The 23023-nt window shown below is 73.7% G+C and carries 17 protein-coding genes; 12 read left to right on the top strand and 5 right to left on the bottom strand.

Annotation, left to right across the window (positions count from 1 at the left end; genetic code table 11):
* Positions 1 to 11 precede the first annotated feature (11 nt).
* On the top strand, positions 12 to 797 hold the full coding sequence (locus tag AB0A95_RS01955; RefSeq protein ID WP_357553711.1) for a hypothetical protein: 786 nt from the start codon (positions 12 to 14) through the stop codon (positions 795 to 797).
* A gap of 14 nt (positions 798 to 811) precedes the next feature.
* On the opposite strand, the gene AB0A95_RS01950 is transcribed toward AB0A95_RS01955, so the two are convergent.
* The gene (locus AB0A95_RS01950) at positions 812 to 4429 is read right to left on the bottom strand and encodes a hypothetical protein (RefSeq protein WP_357553710.1); all 3618 of its coding nucleotides are present in this window, start codon (positions 4427 to 4429) and stop codon (positions 812 to 814) included.
* 164 nt (positions 4430 to 4593) lie between these two features.
* Entirely contained in the window at positions 4594 to 5403 is an 810-nt protein-coding gene (locus tag AB0A95_RS01945; RefSeq protein WP_357553902.1) for a DNA-formamidopyrimidine glycosylase family protein, read from the bottom strand.
* Positions 5404 to 5512: 109 nt separating this feature from the next.
* Between AB0A95_RS01945 and AB0A95_RS01940 the strand changes: the two genes are divergently transcribed.
* A complete protein-coding gene (locus AB0A95_RS01940) occupies positions 5513 to 6775 on the top strand; it encodes a hypothetical protein (RefSeq protein ID WP_357553709.1) in 1263 nt (420 codons plus the stop codon).
* A gap of 25 nt (positions 6776 to 6800) precedes the next feature.
* Here AB0A95_RS01940 and AB0A95_RS01935 read toward each other — a convergent pair whose 3' ends face one another.
* Both AB0A95_RS01935 and AB0A95_RS01930 read right to left on the bottom strand, forming a co-directional pair.
* Entirely contained in the window at positions 6801 to 7043 is a 243-nt protein-coding gene (locus AB0A95_RS01935) for a CPCC family cysteine-rich protein (RefSeq protein ID WP_110566168.1), read from the bottom strand.
* A 25-nt stretch (positions 7044 to 7068) separates the two neighbouring features.
* On the bottom strand, positions 7069 to 7869 hold the full coding sequence (locus AB0A95_RS01930; protein ID WP_357553708.1) for an SAM-dependent chlorinase/fluorinase: 801 nt from the start codon (positions 7867 to 7869) through the stop codon (positions 7069 to 7071).
* 156 nt (positions 7870 to 8025) lie between these two features.
* Here AB0A95_RS01930 and AB0A95_RS01925 point away from each other — a divergent pair, with 156 nt between their 5' ends.
* Positions 8026 to 8622 (top strand): hypothetical protein, encoded by a 597-nt coding sequence (locus tag AB0A95_RS01925; RefSeq protein ID WP_357553707.1) that lies wholly within the window; start codon positions 8026 to 8028, stop codon positions 8620 to 8622.
* A gap of 224 nt (positions 8623 to 8846) precedes the next feature.
* On the opposite strand, the gene AB0A95_RS01920 is transcribed toward AB0A95_RS01925, so the two are convergent.
* Positions 8847 to 13478: an ATP-dependent helicase gene (locus tag AB0A95_RS01920; protein ID WP_357553706.1), complete on the bottom strand. Its 4632-nt coding sequence runs from the start codon at positions 13476 to 13478 to the stop codon at positions 8847 to 8849.
* Between the two features lie 177 nt (positions 13479 to 13655).
* Between AB0A95_RS01920 and AB0A95_RS01915 the strand changes: the two genes are divergently transcribed.
* The 9 genes from AB0A95_RS01915 to AB0A95_RS01875 all read left to right on the top strand — a co-directional run bounded on the left by AB0A95_RS01915 (position 13656) and on the right by AB0A95_RS01875 (position 22975).
* On the top strand, positions 13656 to 14042 hold the full coding sequence (locus tag AB0A95_RS01915) for a hypothetical protein (protein ID WP_357553705.1): 387 nt from the start codon (positions 13656 to 13658) through the stop codon (positions 14040 to 14042).
* A 301-nt stretch (positions 14043 to 14343) separates the two neighbouring features.
* On the top strand, positions 14344 to 17178 hold the full coding sequence (locus AB0A95_RS01910) for a Na+/H+ antiporter subunit A (protein ID WP_357553704.1): 2835 nt from the start codon (positions 14344 to 14346) through the stop codon (positions 17176 to 17178).
* Entirely contained in the window at positions 17175 to 17654 is a 480-nt protein-coding gene (locus AB0A95_RS01905; protein ID WP_357553703.1) for a Na(+)/H(+) antiporter subunit C, read from the top strand. The genes AB0A95_RS01910 and AB0A95_RS01905 overlap by 4 nt, the downstream gene beginning before the upstream one ends.
* A complete protein-coding gene (locus tag AB0A95_RS01900; RefSeq protein WP_357553901.1) occupies positions 17654 to 19159 on the top strand; it encodes a Na+/H+ antiporter subunit D in 1506 nt (501 codons plus the stop codon). Before AB0A95_RS01905 ends, AB0A95_RS01900 begins: the two co-directional genes overlap by 1 nt.
* On the top strand, positions 19156 to 19767 hold the full coding sequence (locus AB0A95_RS01895) for a Na+/H+ antiporter subunit E (protein ID WP_357553702.1): 612 nt from the start codon (positions 19156 to 19158) through the stop codon (positions 19765 to 19767). Before AB0A95_RS01900 ends, AB0A95_RS01895 begins: the two co-directional genes overlap by 4 nt.
* On the top strand, positions 19764 to 20027 hold the full coding sequence (locus AB0A95_RS01890; RefSeq protein WP_357553701.1) for a monovalent cation/H+ antiporter complex subunit F: 264 nt from the start codon (positions 19764 to 19766) through the stop codon (positions 20025 to 20027). Before AB0A95_RS01895 ends, AB0A95_RS01890 begins: the two co-directional genes overlap by 4 nt.
* A complete protein-coding gene (gene mnhG / locus AB0A95_RS01885; protein WP_357553900.1) occupies positions 20027 to 20386 on the top strand; it encodes a monovalent cation/H(+) antiporter subunit G in 360 nt (119 codons plus the stop codon). The genes AB0A95_RS01890 and mnhG overlap by 1 nt, the downstream gene beginning before the upstream one ends.
* 172 nt (positions 20387 to 20558) lie before the next feature.
* Positions 20559 to 21914 carry a hemolysin family protein gene (locus AB0A95_RS01880; protein ID WP_357553700.1) on the top strand — a complete coding sequence of 452 codons (1356 nt, stop codon included), beginning with the start codon at positions 20559 to 20561 and terminating at the stop codon, positions 21912 to 21914.
* Positions 21911 to 22975, top strand: coding sequence for a hemolysin family protein (locus AB0A95_RS01875; protein WP_357553699.1), 1065 nt, complete (start codon positions 21911 to 21913; stop codon positions 22973 to 22975). Before AB0A95_RS01880 ends, AB0A95_RS01875 begins: the two co-directional genes overlap by 4 nt.
* Positions 22976 to 23023: the final 48 nt, after the last annotated feature.

Raw genomic sequence — 23023 nt, 5'->3', positions numbered from 1 at the left:
AGGAGGTCAGGGTGGCAGACGAGCGGACGCGGTACTTCCGCAAACTGGGTCGGCTGCGCCGGTCCGCCCGACGGTGGAGCGTGTTGGCCGGTGGGCTCGGCGGCGCGGCGGCGGTGCTGACTCCGTACGCCGGCCTTGGTCTGCCCGACGCGGCCTGGGCCGGCGCCGCGGGCAGTGCGGTGGCACTCGCCGTCTGGCGCTGGATCGACGTGCGCGCCCTGGCCGCCCAGCCGGCACCTCCCGCGCTCGACCCCGCGGAGGCGGCAGCCCGGTCCCGAGCCCGGCTGATCGCCGCCGTCGAACGGCTGCCGGTCGGGCCGGGGGTGCTCGCCGAGGTGCGCCGGGTCCGCTCCCGGATCGCCCTGCGTGGCACCAGCGCGGGCGAGCAGTGGGCCCGACTCGACCGGGCGGCGCTCACCCTGGCCGGCATGGCCCCCCGGCTCACCGGGCTGGCCGAGCCGGCGGTGCTGGAGGCAGCCGCCGCCGACCGTTCGTTGCGCGACCTGGCCGCGCGGGTGGCAAGCGTCGAACGCGCGCTGCGGCTCGCGCCGGCCGACGCCCGCCCACCGCTCGCCGACGCGCACGGCGTGCTGACCGCCCAGTTGGAGGGTGGGGTCGCGGCCTACGAACGACTGGTGGTGGCCGCCGCCGGCTATCTGGCCGAGGACGCCCGACCGGAGCCCACCCACCCGGCGGCGGACCGACTCACCGAGGCGACCGACCTGTTGCACGGGGTGGCCGGGGCCCTGGCCGAGTTGCGCACCGTCGGCACCCCGCTTCGCGCACCCACCCGCTGAAACCCACCCGCCGGTCACGGCGGCGTCGTGACCAGGATCGGGCCGGTGTACGGCGAGCTGCCCACGACGTTGAACGACCGGAGCCGGTAGTGGTAGGTGACGCCCCGGGCCAGTCCCGTGTTGCTGAAGCTGCGCCCGGTCACGGTGAAGGTGGCGACCTCCCGGTCGAACGCCGGGTCCAGCGCCCGCTGCACGATGAACCCGGACCCCGGGCCGGCGGGGGTGCTCGCCGCCCAGTCCAGGATCACCGTCGCGGTGTCCGGCCCCGGTGCGTTGGCGGTGGCGCGCACCTCGTTCGGGGTGCCCGGCGCGGGTGGGGAGGTCACAGTGGCGACGGTCGACCAGGCCGAGGCGGCACCCAGATAGGTGGTGCGTACCCGGTAGTAGTAGGTGGTGTCCGGCGCGATGGTGACGTCCAGATGGTTGTCGCCGGCACCGATCGCCGTGGTGCCCGGGCCGCTGGTGAACGTCGGGTTGGTGGCCCGCTGCACGTCGATGCCCGTGGCGAACGAACGGTTCGTCCAGCGCAGGGCCACGCGCAGCGGCGCGGCGGGCGGCAGCGCGGCGACCAGTCCGCTGGGCGCGGCCAGGTGCACCGAGGCGGGTACGCCGTTCGACCAGGACGAGTAGCTGACCGCGTTCTCCGCCCGGATCCGGTAGTGGTAGGTCACGCCGGGGGTCACCGACGCGTCCGTGTACCGGGTGGCTGCCGCCGCGACGGTGATCGTGGTGACCTCGCCGTCGAATGTCGCGTCGGTGGCCCGTTGCAGCAGGTGACTGGTGGCCGGTGGTCGGCCGCCGTTGCTGGTCCAGGTCAACCCGATCGCGGGTAGTGCGGTGGCCGAGCCCGGCACCGGCGTGGCGGTCAGCCCGGTCGGTGCCTTCGGCGTGACGCGCAGCACCAGTGGTCGGGTCATCCCGCCGTCGCGGTGGCCGGCGAGTTGGCTGTGCCAGTGGTACTCCCAGCCGAGGTTCACCAGGTGGTTGACCACTGTGGCGGGTCGCCCGTCCACCGGGCTGATCGGGGTCGACCCGGTCCGGGCGCCGGCCGGGCGGCCCGGGTCGAGCAGCCGGACGCTGTCGCCCAGCTTGAACGGCAGCGTCGGGGCGACCGGGCGCAGCGCCACCACCACGTCCTCGCGGGGGTTGACCCGGACGATCTGCTTCCACCCCAACTCGGTGCCGTGCGGGAACCGCAGCGTGCCGTCCCAACCGGCCCGGTTGACCACCTGCACGTCGCAGCACCCGAAATGCAGCGGTTCGGTCTGCCGCACGGTGCCGCTGATCCGCCAGAGCTGGGTGCCGTCGGTCGCGCTGCCCAGCGGCACGGCGGGGTCGGTGGCGAAGAGCACCTCGGTGACCGGGTCGGTCGGACCGAGGGGCAGGGCCGGCGGGCCGAGCGGCCCGGCGTGCGGGTGTCCGACGCCGAGTCGGCCGGCCAGCCGGCCGTGGTCGGGCTCGAAGACGTGCTGTGCGGCCTTGACCGCGATCGGCAGTGTCACCGGGCTCGCGCCGGCCGTCGGTGTGATCGTCACCGAGGTGGCGTGCACCGGCACTGTGGTCGTCGACGCGGTGCGGGTGCCGAACGCCGGATCGTACGCCGGCTGCGGCACGATCGGCGGGCGTTGGCTGGCCCCGTACGCCAGGGGCAGCCGGTCGCGTAGCCGACCCAGGTCGTACGGCGGCGCGGGTGTCCCGCTGACCCGGAACTGGAGCAGGGTGCGGGTGTTCGGGCCGTACCCCGGTTCGGTGCCCGGCGGCCCACCCTCGGCCGTCCGGTCCCGGGCGTCGGTGTGCTGGTCGTAGCGGGGGTCGAAGCCGGGCAGCGGCGCCGGGGCGTCGTTGTACAGGATCAGCGTGCTGCCCGGCGGCACGGCCGAGAAGTCGACGAGCACGTCGGCCCGCTCACCCGGGGCGAGCAGCAGGGTGTGCCCGTCGACGTTGAGCACTGTCGGGTCGAGCCGGTCGTAGCGGTAGCCGACCGGCCGGTTCGGCAGCACCACCGGGGCGGGCAGCAGCCCGGCCTCGTTACCGATCTGGACGAACTCCGGGCCGGCGGCGCGCGGGTCGGGCACACCGCCGTCGCGCCCGTCGGTCGGCCACCCCGTCGGCCGGTCCGCCGCCCGCACGGCGGGCACCATCGGCACCTCCCCGGCGTCGGCGTCGGCGAGGGTGCCGTCGGCCGCCCACATGGCCGCGTCGGAGCAGGCCCGGTAGAGCTGGAGGTTGAGGCTGCGGTCCAGGCAGGCGTTGAGGATCCGGAACCGGTACGTCCGCGGCGCCACCTCCAGGTACGGGTACGCGACGCCGTTGACGAGCGGGGTGTCGCCGTACGCCTCGGGGACGGCGGACGGGTGCGGCACGCCGGGGCGCGACGGCGGCTCGTCCGGCGCGTCGACCGGGTCGTGGTGCGGGTTGGCGACCCAGCCGTCGGTGCGGGTGTCGCCCGGTGCGGGGTCGCGCGACCAGGGGCCGTAGTCCCACCGGCCGGTGGGGTTGCGTCCGTCGGACCGGTGCGGGTTCTGCCGCGGCTGGTAGACGTGCGGGTGCCAGAGGCTTCCCCGGGCACCCCAGCGGTCCCGGTCCCAGGTCGGGTCCTCGGTGGCGAGTTGGGCGTCGTCCGGCACGAACGTCTTGTCCTCGATCACCAGCGGCAGTTGGTCGGCCGGCAGCACCCCGTCGGCGACGAGTTGGTCCTCGGCCGGGTCGGTGAGCAGGTAGAGGGCGAGTTGCCCGCCGTAGACGGTGAGCCGGGCCAGGCCGAGGGTGTTGTCGTGCCACCACAGCAGCCGGCCGCTCTGCTCGTTCGGGTAGTACAGGGTGGTGGCGCCGGCGCCCGGCGGTGGCATGTCCGGCACGTGGGTCACGCCCACACCGTTCGGGTACGGGGTGATCTCCCCGGCCGGAGTTATCCACTGCCCCGGGTTGCCGGCGCTGGTCCAGCCGGTCTGTGCCCCGGCCAGGTGCAGCACCGCGCGGTTCTGCGGGAACGGGGCGGGCCCGTCCAGCGGGCCGAGGCCGGCTCCCTCGATCGTGTCGTCGACCGGCAGGAACAGCTCACCGGCCCGGCCGGTGGGGAGTTGGTTGATGAACTTCACCCGGACCGGTCGGCCCCGGCGGGCGCGGATCATCGGGCCGAGGTGCCAGGGCCGCCCGGGCGGTGCCATGGTGTTGTGACCGGTCGGATCGGTGCCCGGGTTGAGCTGCCGGTAGCCGCGCAGCCGGGTGGCGGGGAGGTCGCGGTGCAGCCGCTGCGCGTACTCCTGCACGCCGATCTCGTAGTAGTCGCAACCCGGATAGCTGATCGTGTCCGGCGCGGCCACCGGCAGGTGGCCGCCGAGGTCGCTGCCGGCCGGCTGGCCCGGGATGGGCAGTGGGTCGACGAACTTACGCAGCCCGGTCCCGGGCAGCACCCGCCCGTCGGCGTCGAGAGTCGGGCGAGGGCTGTGGGCGAAGTTCGGCACCGGGCCGAAGCAGCGAGGCACCACGGCCGGGTCCAGGCTCGGCGCCGGGGCGGTCGCCACGGCGGTACGCGCGGCCGGCACGGACGCCGCCCGGCCGTTGGCCTGGCCGTCGGTGGCGCGGGTGGCCCGTTCGAAGAAGGTGGAGCGGAGTCTGCGGAACAGCGCCATGACTCTCCCCGGGTCGGAGCGCGAGGGTCGCCACCCCGGCGTGGCTGCCTCGGCGCTCTGCTGACGATCGGTGAGCACTCAACCGCAGCATGCGACTCCGACGGCCAGATAGGAATTACCCAATCGTCCGTATCTGTGGTGACCTTGGCCGACGGGCGCCCTGGTCAGCCGGATTCGGCAGGGCCCGGATGCTCGGGCTGACAGACCGGACACCAGTAGGTGACCCGGTCACCCAGCTCCTCCTTGCGGATCGCGGTGCCGCAGCGGCGGCAGGGCTGGGCGCGGCGCCCGTACACGTAGCTGGTCTGCCCCCGGTGCAGCGAACCGGTGCTGCTCTGCGTCCACCGGCCGCGGTTGGCGGCGAGCAGCCGCTGCGCCAGGCTCACCAGGCCGGGCAGGTCGGGCACCTCGCCGACCGGCGTCCACGGCGACACACCGCGCAGGAACAGCACCTCGCACTTGTAGAGGTTGCCCACCCCGGCCAGGTTGCGCTGGTCGAGCAGCGCCTCGCCGATGGTCAGCTCCGGGTGGTCGGCGAGTCGGCGGACCGCCTCGGCCGGGTCCCAGTCCGGGCCGAGCAGGTCGGGGCCGAGGGGCCCGACCACCTGGTCCTCCTCGGCGGTCGGCACCAGGGTCATCTCGTGCAGGTGGTAGCCCACCGCGACCGCGCCGGGGCTGCGCAGCACCACCCGGATCAGGTGGGCGGGCCGGCCGGTCCAGCGTTCTCCCGGCGCGTACGCCCGCCAGGCACCGTCCATCCGCAGGTGCGAGTGCAGGGTCCAGTGCGCGTCGTCCGGTGTGGCGAGACGCAGCAGCAGGTGCTTGCCCCGGCTGGCCGACTCGCGGACGGCCCAGCCGCTGAGATCGGTGGTCGCCAACCGCGGCACCCGGAAGTCACTGCTGGTGATCCGCGCGCCGGCGAGCGCGCGGTGCAGCACGCGCGCGGTGTTCCAGACGGTGTCGCCTTCGGGCACCCCGCCATTCTCCCTCATTCGAGCAGGATTCGCATGTGTCGCTATTTGTACACAGGTTCCTCCTGATCTCCGGACATGCGAGGGTCAGGGGGTTCTGAGGAGAATGCCTATGTCACGGCTGCATTGTCGTACTCGATCCCTCTCCCTCGTCGCCTCCCTCACCCTCGCCCTCGTCGCCACGCTCCTACCCACCAACCCCGTTCCGGCCGCATCCGCCGCCGGAAGCCTGCCCATCCTCACCGCCGCCGCACCGGGCGGCGAGCGGTGGAACGCGGACCTGTCCGTCGTCGACCGCGACGACGTCAACGTCCGGCGTACCGCCGCCGGGCTGCGGCTGCGCGAGGCCCGGTCCGCCGGACGCAGCCCCCGCAGCCCGCACAGCGCGGTCGCGGAGGGGATGCTGCTGACCGCTCCGCGGACCCTCAGCCGGCCGGCCAACCGGGTCCGCGCCCAGGTCAGTGCCGTCGTGCCGGCGGGCGCCACAGTCGATGCCCAGGTGCGTGGTTGGCGGTCCAGCGGCTGGACCGAGTGGCGGTCCGCCACGGCCGGCGCGGCCTTCGACAGTCCGGTGAGCCGGGTGCAGAGCCGCGTGGTGCTCACCGCGCCCACCGGCGGCGCCACCGCGACGGTACGCGCCATCCAGCTCACCGCCGACACGGCCGCCGCCGTCGCCGAGGCCACGCCGGGCCTCACCTACCGGGTGTACGCCACCCGCATCGGCCTGGTCGGCGAGCAGACCGCCAACGGCCGCACCGTGCAGCCCCGGGACCACTTCGTGGCCCTGCCGTCGCGGCGCAGCCTGTCCCCGCTCAATTCGGGCGACTACTCCGTGCGGGTCTGCACCAGCACCGGCTCCCGCTGCGAGTACGCCCCGGTCTGGGACGTCGGCCCGTGGAACACCCGCGACGACTACTGGAACCCGGCGGCGGTGCGCGAGAACTGGAAGATCCTGGGGCAGGGCCGACCCGAGGCGCAGGCCGCCTACCAGTCCGGCTTCAACGGTGGGCGGGACCAGTTCGGGAGGACGGTGCTCAACCCGGCCGCCATCGACCTGGCCGACGGCACCTTCTGGGACGGTCTCCAGTTGACCACCAACGCGTGGGTGGACGTCGCCTACCTGTGGACCGGTGGCGGACTGCGCGGCGTGGTCGGTGACGGGCCACTCACCATCCGCACCGGGGCCAGCACGTCGTATCCGAGCCGTGGCCTCGCCGCCCGGTTCGCCACCGTGCCGATCCAGTGCTACGTCACCGGCCAGGCCGTGGCCGGGCCCTACGGCACCACCACCCGCTGGGACCGGCTGGCCACCGGCCAGTACGTCAGCCACGCGTACATCTCGACGGTGTACGGAGGCGTCGTGCCGGTCTGCTGACCCACGCTCGCCCCGCCGGGTGCCCTCAGGGGCGCTCGTCGGGGCGGGCCGGGCGCACCATGTCCTGGTAGCGCGGGTGGCTGGCACCGTAGACGGCGTAGTTGAGTCGGGCGTGCGAGAGACTCAGATCGCCGTTGGGGCCACCCCGGACCGCGTCGGCGTCGGCGTCGGTCTGGCCGTCGTCGGTCCAGAAACAGACCGGGCAGGTCCCCCCACCGGTCCGGGATGCGCAGCAGGGACAGCCCACGGGAACCACTTGTTCACCCACCGGGGCAGCATTCCACAGTCGAATATCAGCGGGAAACCCGTAGGACGTCACCCGGGGCCACCCGGAGGAGGTCCACCGCCCGCCCGCCATTGACGGCGATAGCCACCAGACCGGCCGAGTCGACGTACACCACCAGGCCATCGGCCGGGGCGTCGCCGAAGGTCCGGCCCCGGACGGCCGGCCGGGTCGGCTCCGGACCGGGCGGCCCCACCCGCAGCGCCGCCGGCAGCGCGTCGAGCAGGTGCGCCGGCGCGGCCAACTGGACGTTGCCGAAGTGGTCCACCGTCGACACCTCCGCGGTGAAGCCGTCGTCGTCCCAGGTCAGCGTCGGTGTCGGCAGCCGGACCAGGTCGTCCGGGTCGACCGGCGGCCCCGCCTCGGCCAGGGGCGCGCCGAGCGCCAGCCGGGCCGCCACGGGCGCGAAGACGTCCCGCCCGTGGAACGTGGCGGACACCCGGTCGGCCAGCCAGCGCGGCTCGGTCAGCAGCACCGCGGCGGTGACCCCGCCGAGAGCGGCGGCGGCGTCGGGCAGCAGCCCGTTGTCCGGACCGACCAGCAGCCCACCCGGGGTGGCCAGCGCGACTCCCCGCCGGGCGGTACCCACCCCCGGGTCGACGACCGCCACGTGCACACCCACTGGCAGGTACGGCACCGTCTGCGCCAGCACGGCAGCGCCCCGCCGTACGTCCGCCGGCGGCACCAGGTGGGTCACGTCGATGACCCGGACGGCCGGCGCGAGTCGGGCGATCACCCCGTGGCAGGCGGCCACGAAGCCGTCGGTGAGGCCATAGTCGGTGGTCAACGAGATCCAGGGCGTGGCGGGCATGCCCGCAGGCTAACCCCCGGCGTCGGCGCACGCCGCTCCAGGACCAGCTCGTCGTGCGGCGGGATGCCGTCCCGCACCGGCGGATGGCGGATATGGGACAGCGCGCTGACCGACCGGCCACTCCCGCCGTCGAGCGGTGCCGGGCAGACTGCCCTGGTGACCCCTCGGAGCCTGCCCGCTGTCGTGGTCCTGCTGGCCGCCGTCGCCCTCACCGCCGGCTGCGGCGGTGACGAAGCCGACCCGTCGAGCGCGGCCCCCACCGCCTCGTCCGCGTCGCCCGCTGTGGCCCCGACGGCCGCCGTCGCGCCGAGCGCGCCGACACCCTCGGTAGCCCCGCCCGGCAACGGCAGCGCGGCACCCCCGCCGGCCCGACCCTCCGTCCCCCCGCAGGGGCCCACGCAGCGCCGACCGGGCAGCCCACCGCCGGTGGTGCTGCCCCAACGTCCGACCGGGGCGCCCGGGGCGAAGCAGGTCGTCGAAGCGTTCCGGGCCGCCGGCCTGAAGGTGCCGCGCCCGTTGGACCGCTCGGTCGACTGCGGGCCGGACGGTCTCGGCCTGGGTTGTTCCGAGCTGATCGCCACCGACGCCGTCACTGTGTACGTCTTCCCGGACGAGACGAGCGCCGGTGACATCGCGGAGACCTGGGGCGGCCAGTCGTACCGGCGTGGGGCGGTGGTGCTCAACTACCTGGAGGCGAAGACCCCGGTCGCCGACCGCCCGCGCTACGAGAAGGTGCTCAACGGTCTGCGCTGAGCACCGAGCCCGACCTCGACGCGGCAGGGGGCATGTCGTTCTGCTGAGCGTGATGCCGGTGAGTCATCTTGATGACTCACCGGCATCAAGGTCTCCGCGGCGTCGCCCGACAAACGTTGGTGGGGTGGGCCCGGCCGGCGGGGTGGCCGGGCCGGGCCGGGTGCGGCGGCCGGGCGTGGCCGGGCGGGAGCTGGACCCCACCCCGACGGCGGGTGGGTGGCGGGTCAGCCGCGCAGGCGTAGGCCGCGGGGGGTCGCCCGGAAGCCGGCGGCGGTCAGCGCGTCGCGCAGCGGCGAGGAGTGCACCGCCTCGCCGTCGGCCCGCTCCACCGACAAGGCACCCAACGCGCCGGAGTGGACGGCGTCGGCGAGCGCCTTACCGGCCACCGCGAGGGTGTCGGTGTCGTCGCTGAAGGACAGCAGTGTCCGACCGCCGCGTTCCACGTACAGCACCAGGTCACCGGCGACCTGCACCACCAGCGCACCGGCCTTGCGGCCGGCCCGGTGCCCGGTCGCCGGTGCGGCACCGTCGCCGGAGTCGACAACCCGTTCCGGCCAGGGCAGAGCCGCGCCGTACGGGTTGGCCGGGTCGGTGGCGGCGAGCACGGTGGCCGGCGTGCCCCGACCCCGGGTGCCGTCCATCGGATCGGCCAGTGCGCGCAGCCGGTCCACCGCACCGGGCACCGCGAACTGCGCCGCCCCCAACCCCTCGACGAGGTAGCCGCGGCGGGCGGCGCCGCGCTCCTCAAGCGCCGACAGCACCGGGTAGACAGCCGAGAAGCCGCCGACCACCTGCTCGGCCATCACCGCGCCCCGGGTGACCACCCCGTGCCGTTCCAGCAGCACGTCGGCGAGCGCGGCGGCGCGGCGGGTGGGGTCGACGTCCCGTTCCGGTAGGCGCGACCAGCGACCGGCGACTGTCGGCGGGCCACCCCGGGTGGGCAGCGCCACCCGACCGGGGCGCCGGTAGCGGGTGCGCGGCGCGGACGGCCGCGAGCGGTGGGCGCCGCCGGCGCCGAGCACCGCGCGCAACGGGGCGAGGGTGTCGTTGGTGAGGTGCCCCGCCCAGACCAGGTCCCAGATGACCCCGGTCAGGGCGGCGTCGTCGGTCGCGCCGACGCGGTCGGCCAGCGGCCTGAAGAACAGCGCCTGCCCGTCACCGAGCGCGTCGAGCACCGCGTCGTGCAGCGGGGTACGGGTCAGCGCCTCGTCCGGTGGCGGGAGCAACAGCGGCGCGGCGTCCGCGTACGCCAGGGTGACCCAGCCGTCGCCCCCGGAGATCGCCCCCGACCCGGCCCAGAGCACCTCCCCGCTGGCGCACAACTCGTCGAGCTGGGCGGGGGAGTAGTCGGCGACCCGGCCGGGCAGCACCAGCCGCTCCAGGGCGGACGCCGGCACCGCCGCGCCCTGCAACTGCTCCACTGTCGCGGCGAGCGCCTCCACCCCTCGGGCGGACGAACCCACCTGCTGCCAGCGGGGCAGAAACGTGGCAAGCGCGCGGGGCGGCACCGGCTCGATCTCCCGGCGCAGCGCCGCGAGCGAGCGGCGGCGCAGCATCCGTAGCACCTCGGCGTCGCACCACTGGGCGCCTGCCGAATCCGGTGTGAACTCCCCGGAGACCACCCGCCCGGTGGCGCCGAGCCGGCGCAGCGTCTGTTCGACCACGAACACGCCAAGCCCGAAGCGGGCCGCGCAGCTGGCCGCGGCGAACGGCCCGTGGGTGCGGGCGTAGCGGGCCACCAGGTCGCCGAGCGGATCGGCCACCGGGGCGAGGTACGCCTCGGCCACCCCCACCGGCAACGCCACGCCGAGAGCGTCGCGCAGCCGGGCGGCGTCCTCGACGCCCACCCAGCGTTGCTCGCCGGCGATCCGGACGCGCAGCACCCGGCGGGTGGCCTCCAGCTCGGTGAGCCAGGTCTCGGGCACACCCCGCTCGGTCAACTCGGCGTCGCTCAGGTCACCGAGGACCCGCAGCAGCTCGACGACGTCTTCGGCGTCGCGCGGGCGGCGCTGCTCGGTCAGCCACCGCAGCTGCCGATCGGTCTCGGCGAGCACGGCGGGGTCGAGCAACTCGCGCAGGTCGACCCGGCCGAGCAGCTCGCCGAGCAGCGTGGAATCCAGGGCGAGCGCGGCGGCGCGCCGCTCGGCGAGGGGGGCGTCGCCCTCGTAGAGGAACGCGCCGACGTAGCCGAAGAGCAGCGACCGCGCGAACGGCGACGGCGCGTTGGTCTCCACCTCGACCAGCCGCACCTTCCGGCTGGCCAGGTCACGCATCAACCCGGCCAGCGCCGGCTGGTCGAAGACGTCCTGTAGGCACTCCCGGGCGGCCTCCAGGGTGACCGGGAAGTCCGCGTACTCGCGGGCGACGTCGAGCAGTTGCGCGGCGCGCTGCCGCTGCTGCCACAGCGGCTGGCGGCGGCGCGGGTCGCGGCGGGGCAGCAGCAGCGACCGGGCGGCGCACTCGCGGAAGCGGGCGGCGAACAGCGCGGAGGTGCCGACCGACTCCTCCACGAGTTGGGTGATCTCGTCCGGCTCGAAGACCACCACGTCGGCGCCGGGCGGCTCGTCGGCGGTGTCCGGCAGGCGCACCACGATGCCGTCGTCGGAAGGCATCACCTGGGCGTCCACCCCGTAGCGTTCGGCCAGCCGGCGGCCCACGGCCAGCGCCCACGGCCCGTTGACCCGGGCACCGAGGACGCTGTGCACGGCGAGCCGCCAGTCGCCCAGCTCGTCGCGGAACCGCTCGACCACGACCGTGCGGTCGTCGGGCAGCGACCGGGTGGCCTCGCGCTGCTCGCGCAGGTAGGCCATCAGGTTGCCGGCGGCCCAGTCGTCCAGCCCACCGTCACGCAGGGTGGCCAGCGCGGCCTCGTCGGTCTGCCGCAGCAGGGTGCGCACCCGGGCGCCGATGGCCCGGCCCAGCTCCACCGGCCGCCCCAACTGGTCGCCCTTCCAGAACGGCATCCGCGCCGCCTGCCCGGGGGCGGGCGAGACAAGCACCCGGTCGGGGGTGATCTCCTCGATGCGCCAGGAGGAGGAGCCGAGCAGGAACACGTCACCGACTCGGGACTCGTAGACCATCTCCTCGTCCAGCTCGCCCACCCGGGCGGCCCGCTCGGCGCCGGCCAGGAAGACCCCGAACAGGCCCCGGTCGGGAATCGTGCCGCCACTGGTGACCGCCAGCCGCTGCGCGCCGGGACGGCCGGTGAGCAGGTCGGTGGCCCGGTCCCAGACCAGCCGGGGGCGCAGCTCGGCGAACGCGGTGGACGGGTAACGGCCGGAGAGCATGTCCAGTACGGCGTGCAGCGCCGAGTCGGGCAGCTCGGCGAACGGCGCGGCCCGCCGGACCAGCACGGCAAGGTCGCCGAGCGGCCACGGCTCCAGCGCCACCATCGCGACGATCTGCTGGGCCAACACGTCCAGGGGGTTGCGCGGGTAGTGCAACTCCTCGATCGCGCCGTCGGTCATCCGCTCGGCGACCACCGCGCAGGAGAGCAGGTCGCCACGGTGCTTGGGAAAGACCACCCCACGGGAGACCGCACCCACCTGGTGCCCGGCCCGGCCGACCCGTTGCAGCCCGGCGGCGACGCTCGGCGGCGCCTCGATCTGCACCACCAGGTCGACAGCGCCCATGTCGATGCCCAGCTCCAGACTGGAGGTGGCCACCACCGCCGGGAGCTGGCCGGACTTGAGCGCCTCCTCGATGTGCTTGCGTTCCTCCCGCGAGACGCTGCCGTGGTGGGCGCGGGCGATCACCGGCGCCGCGCCGGTGGCTGCACCGGCCTGGGCCATCACCTCGGCCGGCGGCCGGTTGCGCAGCGGACCTGCCGGACCACCCCACCGCTGCGCGCCGGGCGCCGGGCCGCCGTCGGCCGCCGCTGGGGAGGCCGTCGCGTCGGCGGCCACCGCCTCGGCGGCCAGCTCGTTGAGCCGGGCGCAGAGACGCTCGGCGCTGCGGCGGGAGTTGGTGAAGACGATTGTCGAGCGGTGCTGCCCGATGAGGGTGAAGACCCGCTCCTCCACGGCCGGCCAGATCGATGCGCGGCGTGGCCCGGGGCCGCCCAGATCGTCCTCCGGTGGCTGCTCCTGCTCGTCCAGGCGGGTCATGTCCTCCACCGGGACCTGCACGCTGACCTCGATGGTCTTCGGGGTGGCCGGCTGCACCACGTCGACCGGGCGGGCACCGCCGAGGAACTGCGCGCAGGCGTCGATCGGCCGGACGGTGGCGGAGAGGCCGATGCGTTGGGCCGGTGCGGGCAGCAGCTCGTCGAGGCGTTCGAGGGAGAGGGCGAGGTGGGCGCCGCGTTTGCTGCCGGCCACCGCGTGCACCTCGTCGACGATCACCGTCTGGATGCCGCGCAGGGAGTCGCGGGCGGCGGACGTGAGCAGCAGGAACAGCGACTCGGGCGTGGTGATGAGGATGTCCGGTGGGGTGCGGGCGAAGGCGCGCCGCTCATCGGCCGGCGTGTCGCCGGTGCGCATGCCGACGGTGATGTCGGGGGGTGCGACACCCAGCCGGGTGGCCGCCTGCCGGATGCCGGCGAGCGGGGCGCGCAGGTTGCGCTCCACGTCGACGGCGAGGGCCTTGAGCGGGCTGACGTAGAGCACGCGGCAGCGCTGGCGTGCCTCGGCCGGCGCGGGCTCGCGGGCCAGCCGGTCCAGTGACCAGAGGAAGGCCGCGAGCGTCTTGCCGGAACCGGTGGGTGCGACCACCAGGGCGCTGCGGCCGGCGGCGACCGACCGCCAGGCTCCGGTCTGCGCGGCGGTGGGTGCGGCGAAGGCTGCCTCGAACCAGGCGCGGGTGGCCGGGCCGAAGCCGGCGAGCACCGCGCCGGTGTCTGCGTCTGCCCCGGTCACCGGTCCATCCTGCCCCGCACGTACGACAACGACGACCGACCGACAGTGGAATGTGCCGGACAAAAGCAAAAAGCATGGAACGTGCGCTTAATACGTTAAGTCTCACTTAACTGCTTGCTTCTGAGGAGCAACATAAAGTAACTTCACTGCCAACGTGAACCGGGGTGGGGGGATTTGATGGCCGGCGAGCAGCACACCGTCCAACCCGGCACCGACGTGCTGATTCGCAAGGTCGACAGCCACCTTGCCGCCCTCCGTGGTGGCCTGCACGGCCCCGAGCTCGCGCTTGCCGAGCGCCTCGCCCACTGCCTGCGGGAGTTGGTCCTGTGCACCGCCCAGGCCAGCGCCGCCGATCGCGGCCAGGTGCGCGTCGCCGTCCACTATTTCGTGCTGCGCCGCGAGAGCCGGGGCCGGTTGCTCTCGGTGCGGTCGCTGGCTGTTGCGGAGCGGGTGGTCGACCGGGTCGCACGCCAACTCGGCCGCGTCGACCTGCTCGCCGAGCTGGGCCACGACCGCCCCACCCCCGACAATCCCCACCCCCGCAACAACGCTCTACACCGCTGACCCTGCGGGCGGGTAGCCGCGGTTCGGGCTTTGTGGGTGAATTCCGGCAAAACCGCACGGTGGGCGACGAACTGACGTCTGATCGCTGCTAGGGCCTGTTTCACAAGGACTGGCCGGCCTGCGGCGGGCCCGGACGACGACCGGCGGCGTTGCGGTCTCGTCCGGATACGACACCGGTATCCGGACGAAACCGCGCCTTGTCGGATCGCCGCCCGGACTCCGCCTCGGCTCGACCGCCCTTGTGAAACAGGCCCTGGGCGCCACCGCTGCACGGGCGCTGGCCACTCGATCGGGAGCGCAGGTGCTGGTACTGCTCGTCCTTCACCTCGTGGGGGCCCTCGTCGCACCCCTGTTCGTCCGGTGGTGGGGTCGACGCGCGTGTTACCCGCTGGCGCTGGCACCGGCCGCCGCGTTCTGCTGGGCGCTGGCCCACACCCCGGCCGTCGGCGACGGCGGGGCGGTGGTCGAGACGTACCCGTGGATCCGGCAGTTGGGCCTCGACATCGCGTTCCGGCTCACCACGCTGTCCTGGCTGATGACGCTGCTCATCGGGGGTGTCGGCGCGCTGGTGCTGGTCTACAGTGCCCGTTACTTCGGCGCCGGGTCGACCGGACTGGCACGGTACGTCGGGGTCCTTGTCGCCTTCGCCGGCGCGATGCTCGTCCTGGTCTTCGCCGACGATCTGCTGTTGCTCTACGTCGGCTGGGAACTGACCACGATCTTCTCGTACCTGCTGATCGGGCACAGCACCGAGCGGCGTGCCAGTCGGTGGGCGGCGGCGCAGGCGCTGACCGTCACGACGCTGGGCGGGCTGGCCATGCTCGTCGGGTTCATCATGCTGGGCGAGCACGCCGGCACCTACCGCTGGTCGGAGATCGCCGCCCAGCCACCGCCCGGCGGCGCGTACCTCGTGGTCGCCGTGCTGTTGATCCTGGCCGGCGCGCTGTCCAAGTCGGCGGTGCTGCCGTTCAGCTCCTGGCTGCCGGTCGCGATGGCGGCGCCGACGCCGGTCAGCGCGTACCTGCACGCCGCCGCCATGGTCAAGGCCGGCGTCTACCTGGTCGGGCTGCTCGCGCCGGTGCTCGCCACTGTCGGGCCGTGGCGGCCGGTGGTGCAGATCGCCGGCGTGGCCACCATGCTGCTCGGCGGTTGGGCCGCGTTGCGGCAGACCGACCTGAAGCTGTTGCTGGCGTACGGGACGGTCAGTCAGCTCGGCCTGCTGGTCGCGGTGACCGGTTCCGGCACCCCGGACGCCGCCCTGGCCGGCACCGCGATGCTCCTGGCGCACGCCCTGTTCAAGGCGGCGTTGTTCCTGGTCGTCGGCATCATCGATCACGGCGCTGGCACCCGTGACCTGGGCGGGTTGTCCGGGCTGCGGCACTGGTCGACGCCGCTGTTCGTGGTCGCGGTGCTGGCCGCGGCGTCGATGGCGGGTGTGCCGCCGCTTGTCGGCTTCGTCGCGAAGGAGGCGGTGTTCGGGGCGTTCACCGACCAGCCCGTGCTCCTCACCGGTCTGGTCGCCGGGACGGTGCTCACTGTGGCGTACAGCGCACGCTTCCTCTGGGGAGCGTTCGCCGACCGCCCGGGTGTGCCACCGACCCGACCGGGCCCGATCGCCGCGTCGATGCTGGTGCCTCCGGCGGTGCTGGCCGGGGTCGGTCTGCTCGCCGGCCCGGCCGCGAGTGTGCTGGACGACCTGCTGCGCCCGTACGCCGATCTGCTCGGTGGGGTCGACGCGCACCTGGCGCTCTGGTCCGGGCCGACCCCGGCGCTGGGCCTGTCCGCGCTGGCGCTCGCCGGAGGCGGCCTGCTCTTCGCCGTGCGCGGGCCGCTCACCCCGGTGTTGGCCCGGCTCCGCTCGCCGGTGGGCGGCAACCAGGGGTACGAGTGGGTAGTGGGCCGGTTCGACCGGCTGGCGGTCGAGGTCACCGGGGCGACGCAGCGCGGCTCCCTGCCGCAGTATCTGGGCGTCATCCTGGTCGCCCTGGTGCTGGTGCCCGGTGCGGCGATGCTCTCCGCCAGCCCGTGGCGGGCTCGGCTCCCGCTCTGGGACAGCCTGCTCCAACCGGTGGTGGTGCTGGTGATCGCGGTGGCCGCGGTGTTGGCGGTCGGCACCCGCCGCCGGCTGACCGCGATGCTGTTGGTGGGGATGACCGGCTACGGCACCGCGATGCTGTTCGTCCTGTACGGGGCACCCGACCTGGCGCTCACCCAGTTCCTGGTGGAGACCGCGACGATCGCGGTCTTCGTGTTGGTGCTGCGTCGCCTGCCGGAGCGGTTCTCGGCCCGCCCGCTGCGCCGCAGCCGGTGGACCCGCCGGGCGACCGGGGTGGCGGTGGGCGTGGTGGCCGCCGGCCTGGCCCTCACCGCCGCCGGTGCCCGCCGGGCACCGGACATCTCCGCCGCCTTTCCGGATCTGGCGGTGGCCCACGGGTACGGCCGCAACGTGGTCAACGTGACACTTGTCGACATCCGGGCTTGGGACACGATGGGCGAGCTGGCGGTCCTGGTGGTGGCGGCGACCGGGGTGGCCAGCCTGATCTTCGAGCGGTCCCGCACCGGGCCGCGACCGCGTCGACCCGAGTCGGATGCGCGGGTGAATCGACCCGGTCGACCGGTGTGGCTGCGGGGCGGCCCCACCCTGCACGAGGAACGCCGTTCGATCGTGTTGGAGGTGGTCATCCGGCTGATCTTCCACACCGTGGTGCTGTTCTCCCTGTTCCTGCTGTTCTCCGGGCACAACGCGCCGGGGGGCGGTTTCGCCGGTGGCCTGGTGGCGGGTCTCGCCCTGGTGGTCCGCTATCTGGCCGGCGGCCGGTACGAGTTGACCGAGGCGGCCCCGATCGGCGCCGGGGTGATCCTGGGCGCCGGACTGGCCGTGGCGGTGGGCAGTGGCGTGGTGGGGTTGCTGGTCGGCGGATCGGTGCTGGAGAGCGCCAAGGTCGACGGGTCCCTGCCGGTGGTCGGTGACGCCCACCTGGTCACGTCGCTCTTCTTCGACATCGGCGTGTACCTGGTCGTGATCGGGCTGGTGTTGGACATCCTGCGCAGCCTCGGCGCCGAGGTGGACCGGCACATCGAGGCCACCGGGACGGCCGCCGGCGGCCTGGCCGTCGACAAGGGCGAGCGGGCATGACGGCGACCGGCGCGGGGCCGACGGTGGTGTTGGTGCTAGCTGTCGGGGTGCTCGTGGGGTGCGGGGTGGTCCTGCTGTTGGAGCGCAGCCTGACCCGGATCCTGCTCGGGGTGATCCTGCTCGGCAACGGGGTGAATCTGCTGATCCTGCTGGGCGGGCGGCCCGGTGCGGCGCCGATCGTCGGGACCGGCCCGATCGAGCGGATGAGTGATCCGCTGCCGCAGGCGATGGTGTTGACCGCGATCGTGATCACCTTCGGGCTGACTGCGTTCCTGCTCGCGGTGGCGTACCGCAGTTGGTATCTGACCGGCGACGACGAGGTGCCCGACGACCTGGAGGACCGGCAGATCATCCGCCGGGCGGTGCGCGACGAGGTGGGCACCGCCGACCTCGGCGGGGAGGGGCCGGGTGTCGACCCGGAGCAGGTCGATCCGGAGCCTGCCCGCCGTCGACTGCGCCGTGGGGAGCAGGCGTGATGAACACGCTGGTGCCGCTGCCGGTGGTGGTGCCGCTGCTCGGTGCGGCGTTGACCCTGCTGCTGGCCGCGCGGCCCCGACTCCAGCGGGTGGTGAGCGTGCTGTGTCTGAGCGGCACCCTCACCGTGGCGGTGCTGCTGTTGGTGCAGGCGTACCGGCACGGGCCGGTGGTGGTGGCGGTCGGGGCGTGGCCGGCGCCGTTCGGCATCGTGCTTGTCGCCGACCAGCTCGCCGCGCTGATGCTCGTGGTCTCGTCGGCGGTCACCCTCTGCGTGCTGCTGTACTCGATCGGTCAGGGGCGCAGCGAGACCGGTGAGAGTTCACCGGTGGTGATCTTCCACCCGACGTACCTGGTGCTCACCGCGGGCGTCACCAACGCCTTCCTGGCGGGTGACCTGTTCAACCTCTTCGTCGGCTTCGAGATCCTGTTGGCCGCCAGCTTCGTGTTGATCACCCTGGGTGGTTCCGAGGCCCGGATCCGGACCGGGTCGACGTACGTGGTGGTCAGCATCCTCTCCTCGATGATCTTCCTGACGGCGGTGGGCCTGGTGTACGCGGCCACCGGCACGCTCAACCTGGCGCAGCTCGCCCGGCGCCTCGACGACCTGCCCGACGGCGTACGACTGGCCCTGGAGCTGATGTTGCTCCTGGCCTTCGCGATCAAGGCGGCGGTCTTCCCGCTGTCGGCCTGGCTGCCGGACAGCTATCCCACCGCGCCGGCTCCGGTCACCGCCGTCTTCGCCGGTCTGCTCACCAAGGTGGGCGTCTACGCGATCATCCGCACCGAGACGTTGCTGTTTCCCGGCGGGCACGCCGACGTGCTGCTCATGGTCGTCGCCGGGCTGACCATGGTGATCGGCATCCTCGGCGCGGTGGCCCAGTCCGACCTGAAGCGGCTCTTCTCGTTCACACTTGTCAGCCACATCGGCTACATGATCTTCGGGGTGGCGTTGAGCACCGCCGCCGGGCTCTCCGGCGCGATCTTCTACGTGGTGCACCACATCACCATCCAGACCACGCTGTTCCTCGTCGCCGGGCTGGTCGAGGAGCGTGCCGGCAGCACCGACCTGCGTCGCATCGGCGGGCTGGCCCGGGTGGCGCCGCTGCTCGGTGTCCTGTTCTTCGTCCCGGCCATGAACCTCGCCGGGGTGCCGCCGTTCTCCGGTTTCCTCGGCAAGCTCGGCCTCCTCCAGGCCGGGGTGGCGGCCGGCGGTCCGCTGCCCTGGGCGCTGGTCGCGGCGGGCACGCTGACCAGTCTGCTCACCCTCTACGTGGCGTCGCGGGTGTGGAACATCGCCTTCTGGCGCGCGCCCCGACTGGCCACCAGCGAGCCGGCCGTCCGGCTGCCGAAGCTGATGGTCGGGGCCACTGTGGCCCTTGTCGCCTTCGGGCTGGCGCTGACCGTGCTGGCCGGTCCGCTCTTCGACGTCACCGCCGACGCGGCCGCCGACCTGCGCCTGCGTACCCCGTACGTCGATGCCGTGCTGCCGGACGGCGTGCCGTGACCGGCCCCTCCGAGTCGGCCCGCGACGCTCCCGGGCCGCCGGCGTCGGGGCGCGGCCGACTCGGGCGCTGGCGGGACCAGACGGCGGCGCTCGGGTGGTTGGTGGTGGTCTGGAACCTGCTCTGGGGCGACATCAACTGGGCCAACGCGGCAGGTGGTGTGCTGGTGGGTGGCGCGGTGCTGGCCTTCTTCCCGCTCCCGGCGGTCAGCTTCGACGGTCGGCTGCGGTCGCGCGGGCTGCTGGTGTTCGCGGCGCGGTTCGTCGTGGAGTTGGTCAGCGCGAGCCTGCACGTCGCCCGGATCGCCGTGCAGCCCGGCTACCGGCCGCGGGGGGCCATCATCGCGGTCCGGCTGCGGGTGCCCACCGACCTGAACCTGGCGCTCACCGCCGAGGCGGTCTCCCTGGTGCCGGGCACGCTGATCCTGGAGGTGGACCGGGACTCCGGGACGCTCTACCTGCACGTGCTCGACACCCACGGGCCGGCGGACCTGGACGTGGCCCGGGAACGCACCCGCACCGTCGAACGGCGCATCATCCGCGCGGTGGGCTCCAGCGCCGAACTGCGCCGCGTCGAGACCGACGAATACGAGAGGGGTACCAGCCCGTGACCACGTTCCTGGCCGTCGTCCTTACCGTCCTGCTGTCGGTGACCGCGCTCCTCGCGCTGGCCCGCCTCTACCGTGGTCCGTCGCTCGTCGACCGGGTGATCGCCGCGGACATGCTGCTCGCCACCATGGTCGGCGCGGTGGGCGCCGAGGCGGCGGTCAACAGGCACGCCACCACGCTGCCCGTGCTGGTGGTGCTCTCCCTGCTCGGCTTCGTGGGTTCGGTGTCGCTCGTCCGCTTCGCCGTCCGGGGGCAGCAGTGATCGCGACGATCGCGGACTGGCTCGGTGCCGCCTGTCTGGTGGCCGGCGCGCTGCTCGGCCTGGCCGCCGGGATCGGCGTGCTGCGGTTCCCGGACGCGTTGTCCCGGATGCACGCGGCCACCAAACCGCAGGTGCTCGGGGTGCTCCTGCTGCTGTTGGGCATCGCGTTGCGCCTGCGGTCTCCGGCCGATCTGGGCATGGTCGCGCTGGTGGCGGTCTTCCAGTTGGCGACCGCGCCGGTGTCGGCGCAGATGATCGGGCGGGCCGCGTACCGGTCGGGGCGGCTGGGCCGGAGTCTGCTCGACGCCGACGAGCTGGCCGAACACGGCTCGGGTGGCGGGTCGGCCGGAGCGGCGTGACGGCGGGCGAACCGGACGTTGCTGCTCCTTCGGCCCACCCCCAGCGGAGTCCCAGCCAGCGCGGATAAAATAGCGGCATGATCGACTCCTCTGCCCAGGAGGGCAGCAGAAGCCAGCCGGGTCGTGCCCGGCATCTTCCCGTCCCGACGACTCCGGGAGCCCTGAGCGACAGGTGCTGATCGTCGTCGGCCTTCTTCTGATCATCCTTCTCACTGCCGCCACCGGATACTTCGTGGCGCAGGAGTTCGGCTACGTCGCCGTGGACCGGGGCAAGCTGCGCCAGCTCGCCGACGACGGCGACCAGGCCGCCGCCCGGGCCCTGACCGTCACCAGCCGGCTCTCCTTCGTGCTCTCCGGCGCCCAACTCGGCATCACCGTCACCGCCCTGCTGGTCGGCTACGTCGCCGAGCCGTACCTGGGCGGTGGCCTCGCCGACCTGCTCGGCGTGGCCGGCGTCAGCGAGGCGGTCAGCCTGCCGTTGTCGGTGGCGTTGGCCCTGGTCATCGCCACCGTCGTGCAGATGGTGCTCGGCGAGCTGGCCCCGAAGAACCTGGCCATCGCCCGGGCCGAGCAACTGGCCCGGGCGCTGAGCCGATCCACACTGCTCTACCTGGCCGTCGCCGGGCCGGTGATCCGGCTCTTCGACCGGGCCTCGGTGCGTCTGCTGCGCCGGATCGGCATCGAGCCGATCGAGGAGCTGCCCAGCGGCGCCACCCCGGCGGACCTGGAACAGATCATCGCCGAGTCCCGCGAGGAGGGCAGCCTCGACGCCGAGATGTCCACGCTGCTCGACAGAGGTCTGGACTTCCGCGAGCTGACCGCCGGTGAGGCCATGGTGCCCCGGGTCGACGTGCACACCGTACGGGCGCACGAGCCGGTCAGCCGGGTGGTCGAGCTGCTCGACACCGGCCACTCCCGCTTCCCGGTGCGCGGCGCGGAGGGCGTCGACGACCTGCTCGGCGTCGTCGGCATCGCCGACGTGCTCGGCGTACCCCCGGGGGAGCGGGCCACCACCCCGGTGAGCGCGGTGGCCGGGCCGCCGCTGCTCGTACCGGAGACGTTGGCCCTGCCCACGGTGCTGGACCGGCTGCGGTCCGGGCATCGCCAGATGGCGTGCGTGGTCGACGAGTACGGCGGCTTCGCCGGGGTGATCACCCTGGAGGACATCGCCGAGGAACTGGTCGGTCCGATCCGGGACGAGGACGACCCGCCGGACCGGGCGCCGGCCCGGCAGGACGATGGTTCCTGGGTGGTGCCGGCCCGCTGGCGGATCGACGAGGTCGCCGACAGCACCGGCATCGCGCTGCCCGAGGCCCCGGAGTACGACACCCTGTCCGGGTTGGTGATGCGGGAGCTGGGCCGGGTGCCGGAGGTCGGTGACCGGCTGGAGATCAGCCTGCTGCCCGAGGGCGCCGACGGCGAGGACAACGAGACGGAGCCCCGGGCCCTGGTCGAGGTGCTGGCCGTGGACCGGCACGTGGCCGACTCGGTGCGGTTGCAGCTGACCGAGCCGGGGGTGAGCCCGTGAGCCCTGGGGTCGCGCTGTTCAGCTCGGGGATCCTGCTGGCACTGAACGGGTTCTTCGTGGCCGCCGAGTTCGCCCTGGTGGCCAGCAAGCGGTACCGCCTGGAGCAGGCGGCGGCGAACGGCGGGCGGGCGGCACGCGCCGCGCTGGACGGTGTCCGGGAGCTGTCGCTGATGCTGGCCGGCGCGCAGCTCGGCATCACGCTGTGCACGCTGGGTCTCGGCGCGCTGGCCGAGCCGGCGATCGAGCACCTGCTCAGCCCGCTGCTGCACGCGGTGGGCCTGCCGGACGCGGCCAGTCACCTGATCGCCCTGCTCTTCGCCCTCGGGGTGGTCACCTTCCTGCACCTGGTGGTGGGGGAGATGGCGCCGAAGTCGTGGGCGATCACCGACGCGGAGCGTTCGGCGACACTGCTCGCGCTGCCGTTCCGCGCCTTCGCCAGGGTGTCCCGGCCGGTGCTCTCCGCGCTCAACGCCCTGGCCAACGCGATCCTGCGGCTGGTGGGGGTGAACCAACAGGACCAACTCGCCCAGGTGCACGGCCCGGACGAGCTGAAGATCCTGCTGGAGCAGTCCCGCGAGCACGGGCTGCTCGGCGCCGAGCAGCACCAGTTGCTGACCAGCATGCTGGATTTGCAGGGCACGTCCGTGGCTCAGGTGATGGAACCGTTCGCCACGATGGTCACCGTCCGTCGGGACGACCCGGCCGAACGAATCGAACAGGTCAGCCGGGACAGCGGTCGGTCCCGACTGGCGGTGCTGGACGAGGCGGGCGACGTCTGCGGCCTGGTCCACGTCCGAGAGGCGGTGCGGGTGGTCACCACCGGCCGGGTCGCCACCGCCGGGGAGCTGATGACGCCCGCGTTCACGCTGCCCGCGACGTCCTCGGTGACCGAGGCGGTCGGGGCGATGCGGGCCCGACAGTCGCAGCTCGCGCTGGTGCGCAACGGCGGTGGCCCGGCCCGGCCGATCGGTTTCGTGGCCCTGGAGGACCTCCTGGAGGAGGTCATCGGGGAGTTCGACGACGAGACCGACACGGTGCCGCGCGGGAGGCGGTTGCGCTGACCTGTCGGGCCCGGTCGTGCCGGTGCGGTGTGGCTGGGGTGGCGCTGT

This window comes from Micromonospora sp. NPDC049230 (genome assembly GCF_040647875.1).
Lineage (GTDB): Bacteria > Actinomycetota > Actinomycetes > Mycobacteriales > Micromonosporaceae > Micromonospora.
This window is presented reverse-complemented; position numbering and strand designations above follow the sequence as displayed.

Excerpts from the sequence above, each read along its gene's own strand:
- AB0A95_RS01930 (WP_357553708.1), bottom strand. The coding sequence starts at position 7,869 with ATGCCCGCCACGCCCTGGATCTCGTTGACCACCGACTATGGCCTCACC.
- AB0A95_RS01940 (WP_357553709.1), top strand. The coding sequence starts at position 5,513 with ATGTCACGGCTGCATTGTCGTACTCGATCCCTCTCCCTCGTCGCCTCC.
- AB0A95_RS01915 (WP_357553705.1), top strand. The coding sequence starts at position 13,656 with ATGGCCGGCGAGCAGCACACCGTCCAACCCGGCACCGACGTGCTGATT.
- AB0A95_RS01905 (WP_357553703.1), top strand. The coding sequence starts at position 17,175 with ATGACGGCGACCGGCGCGGGGCCGACGGTGGTGTTGGTGCTAGCTGTC.
- AB0A95_RS01900 (WP_357553901.1), top strand. The coding sequence starts at position 17,654 with ATGAACACGCTGGTGCCGCTGCCGGTGGTGGTGCCGCTGCTCGGTGCG.
- AB0A95_RS01950 (WP_357553710.1), bottom strand. The coding sequence starts at position 4,429 with ATGGCGCTGTTCCGCAGACTCCGCTCCACCTTCTTCGAACGGGCCACC.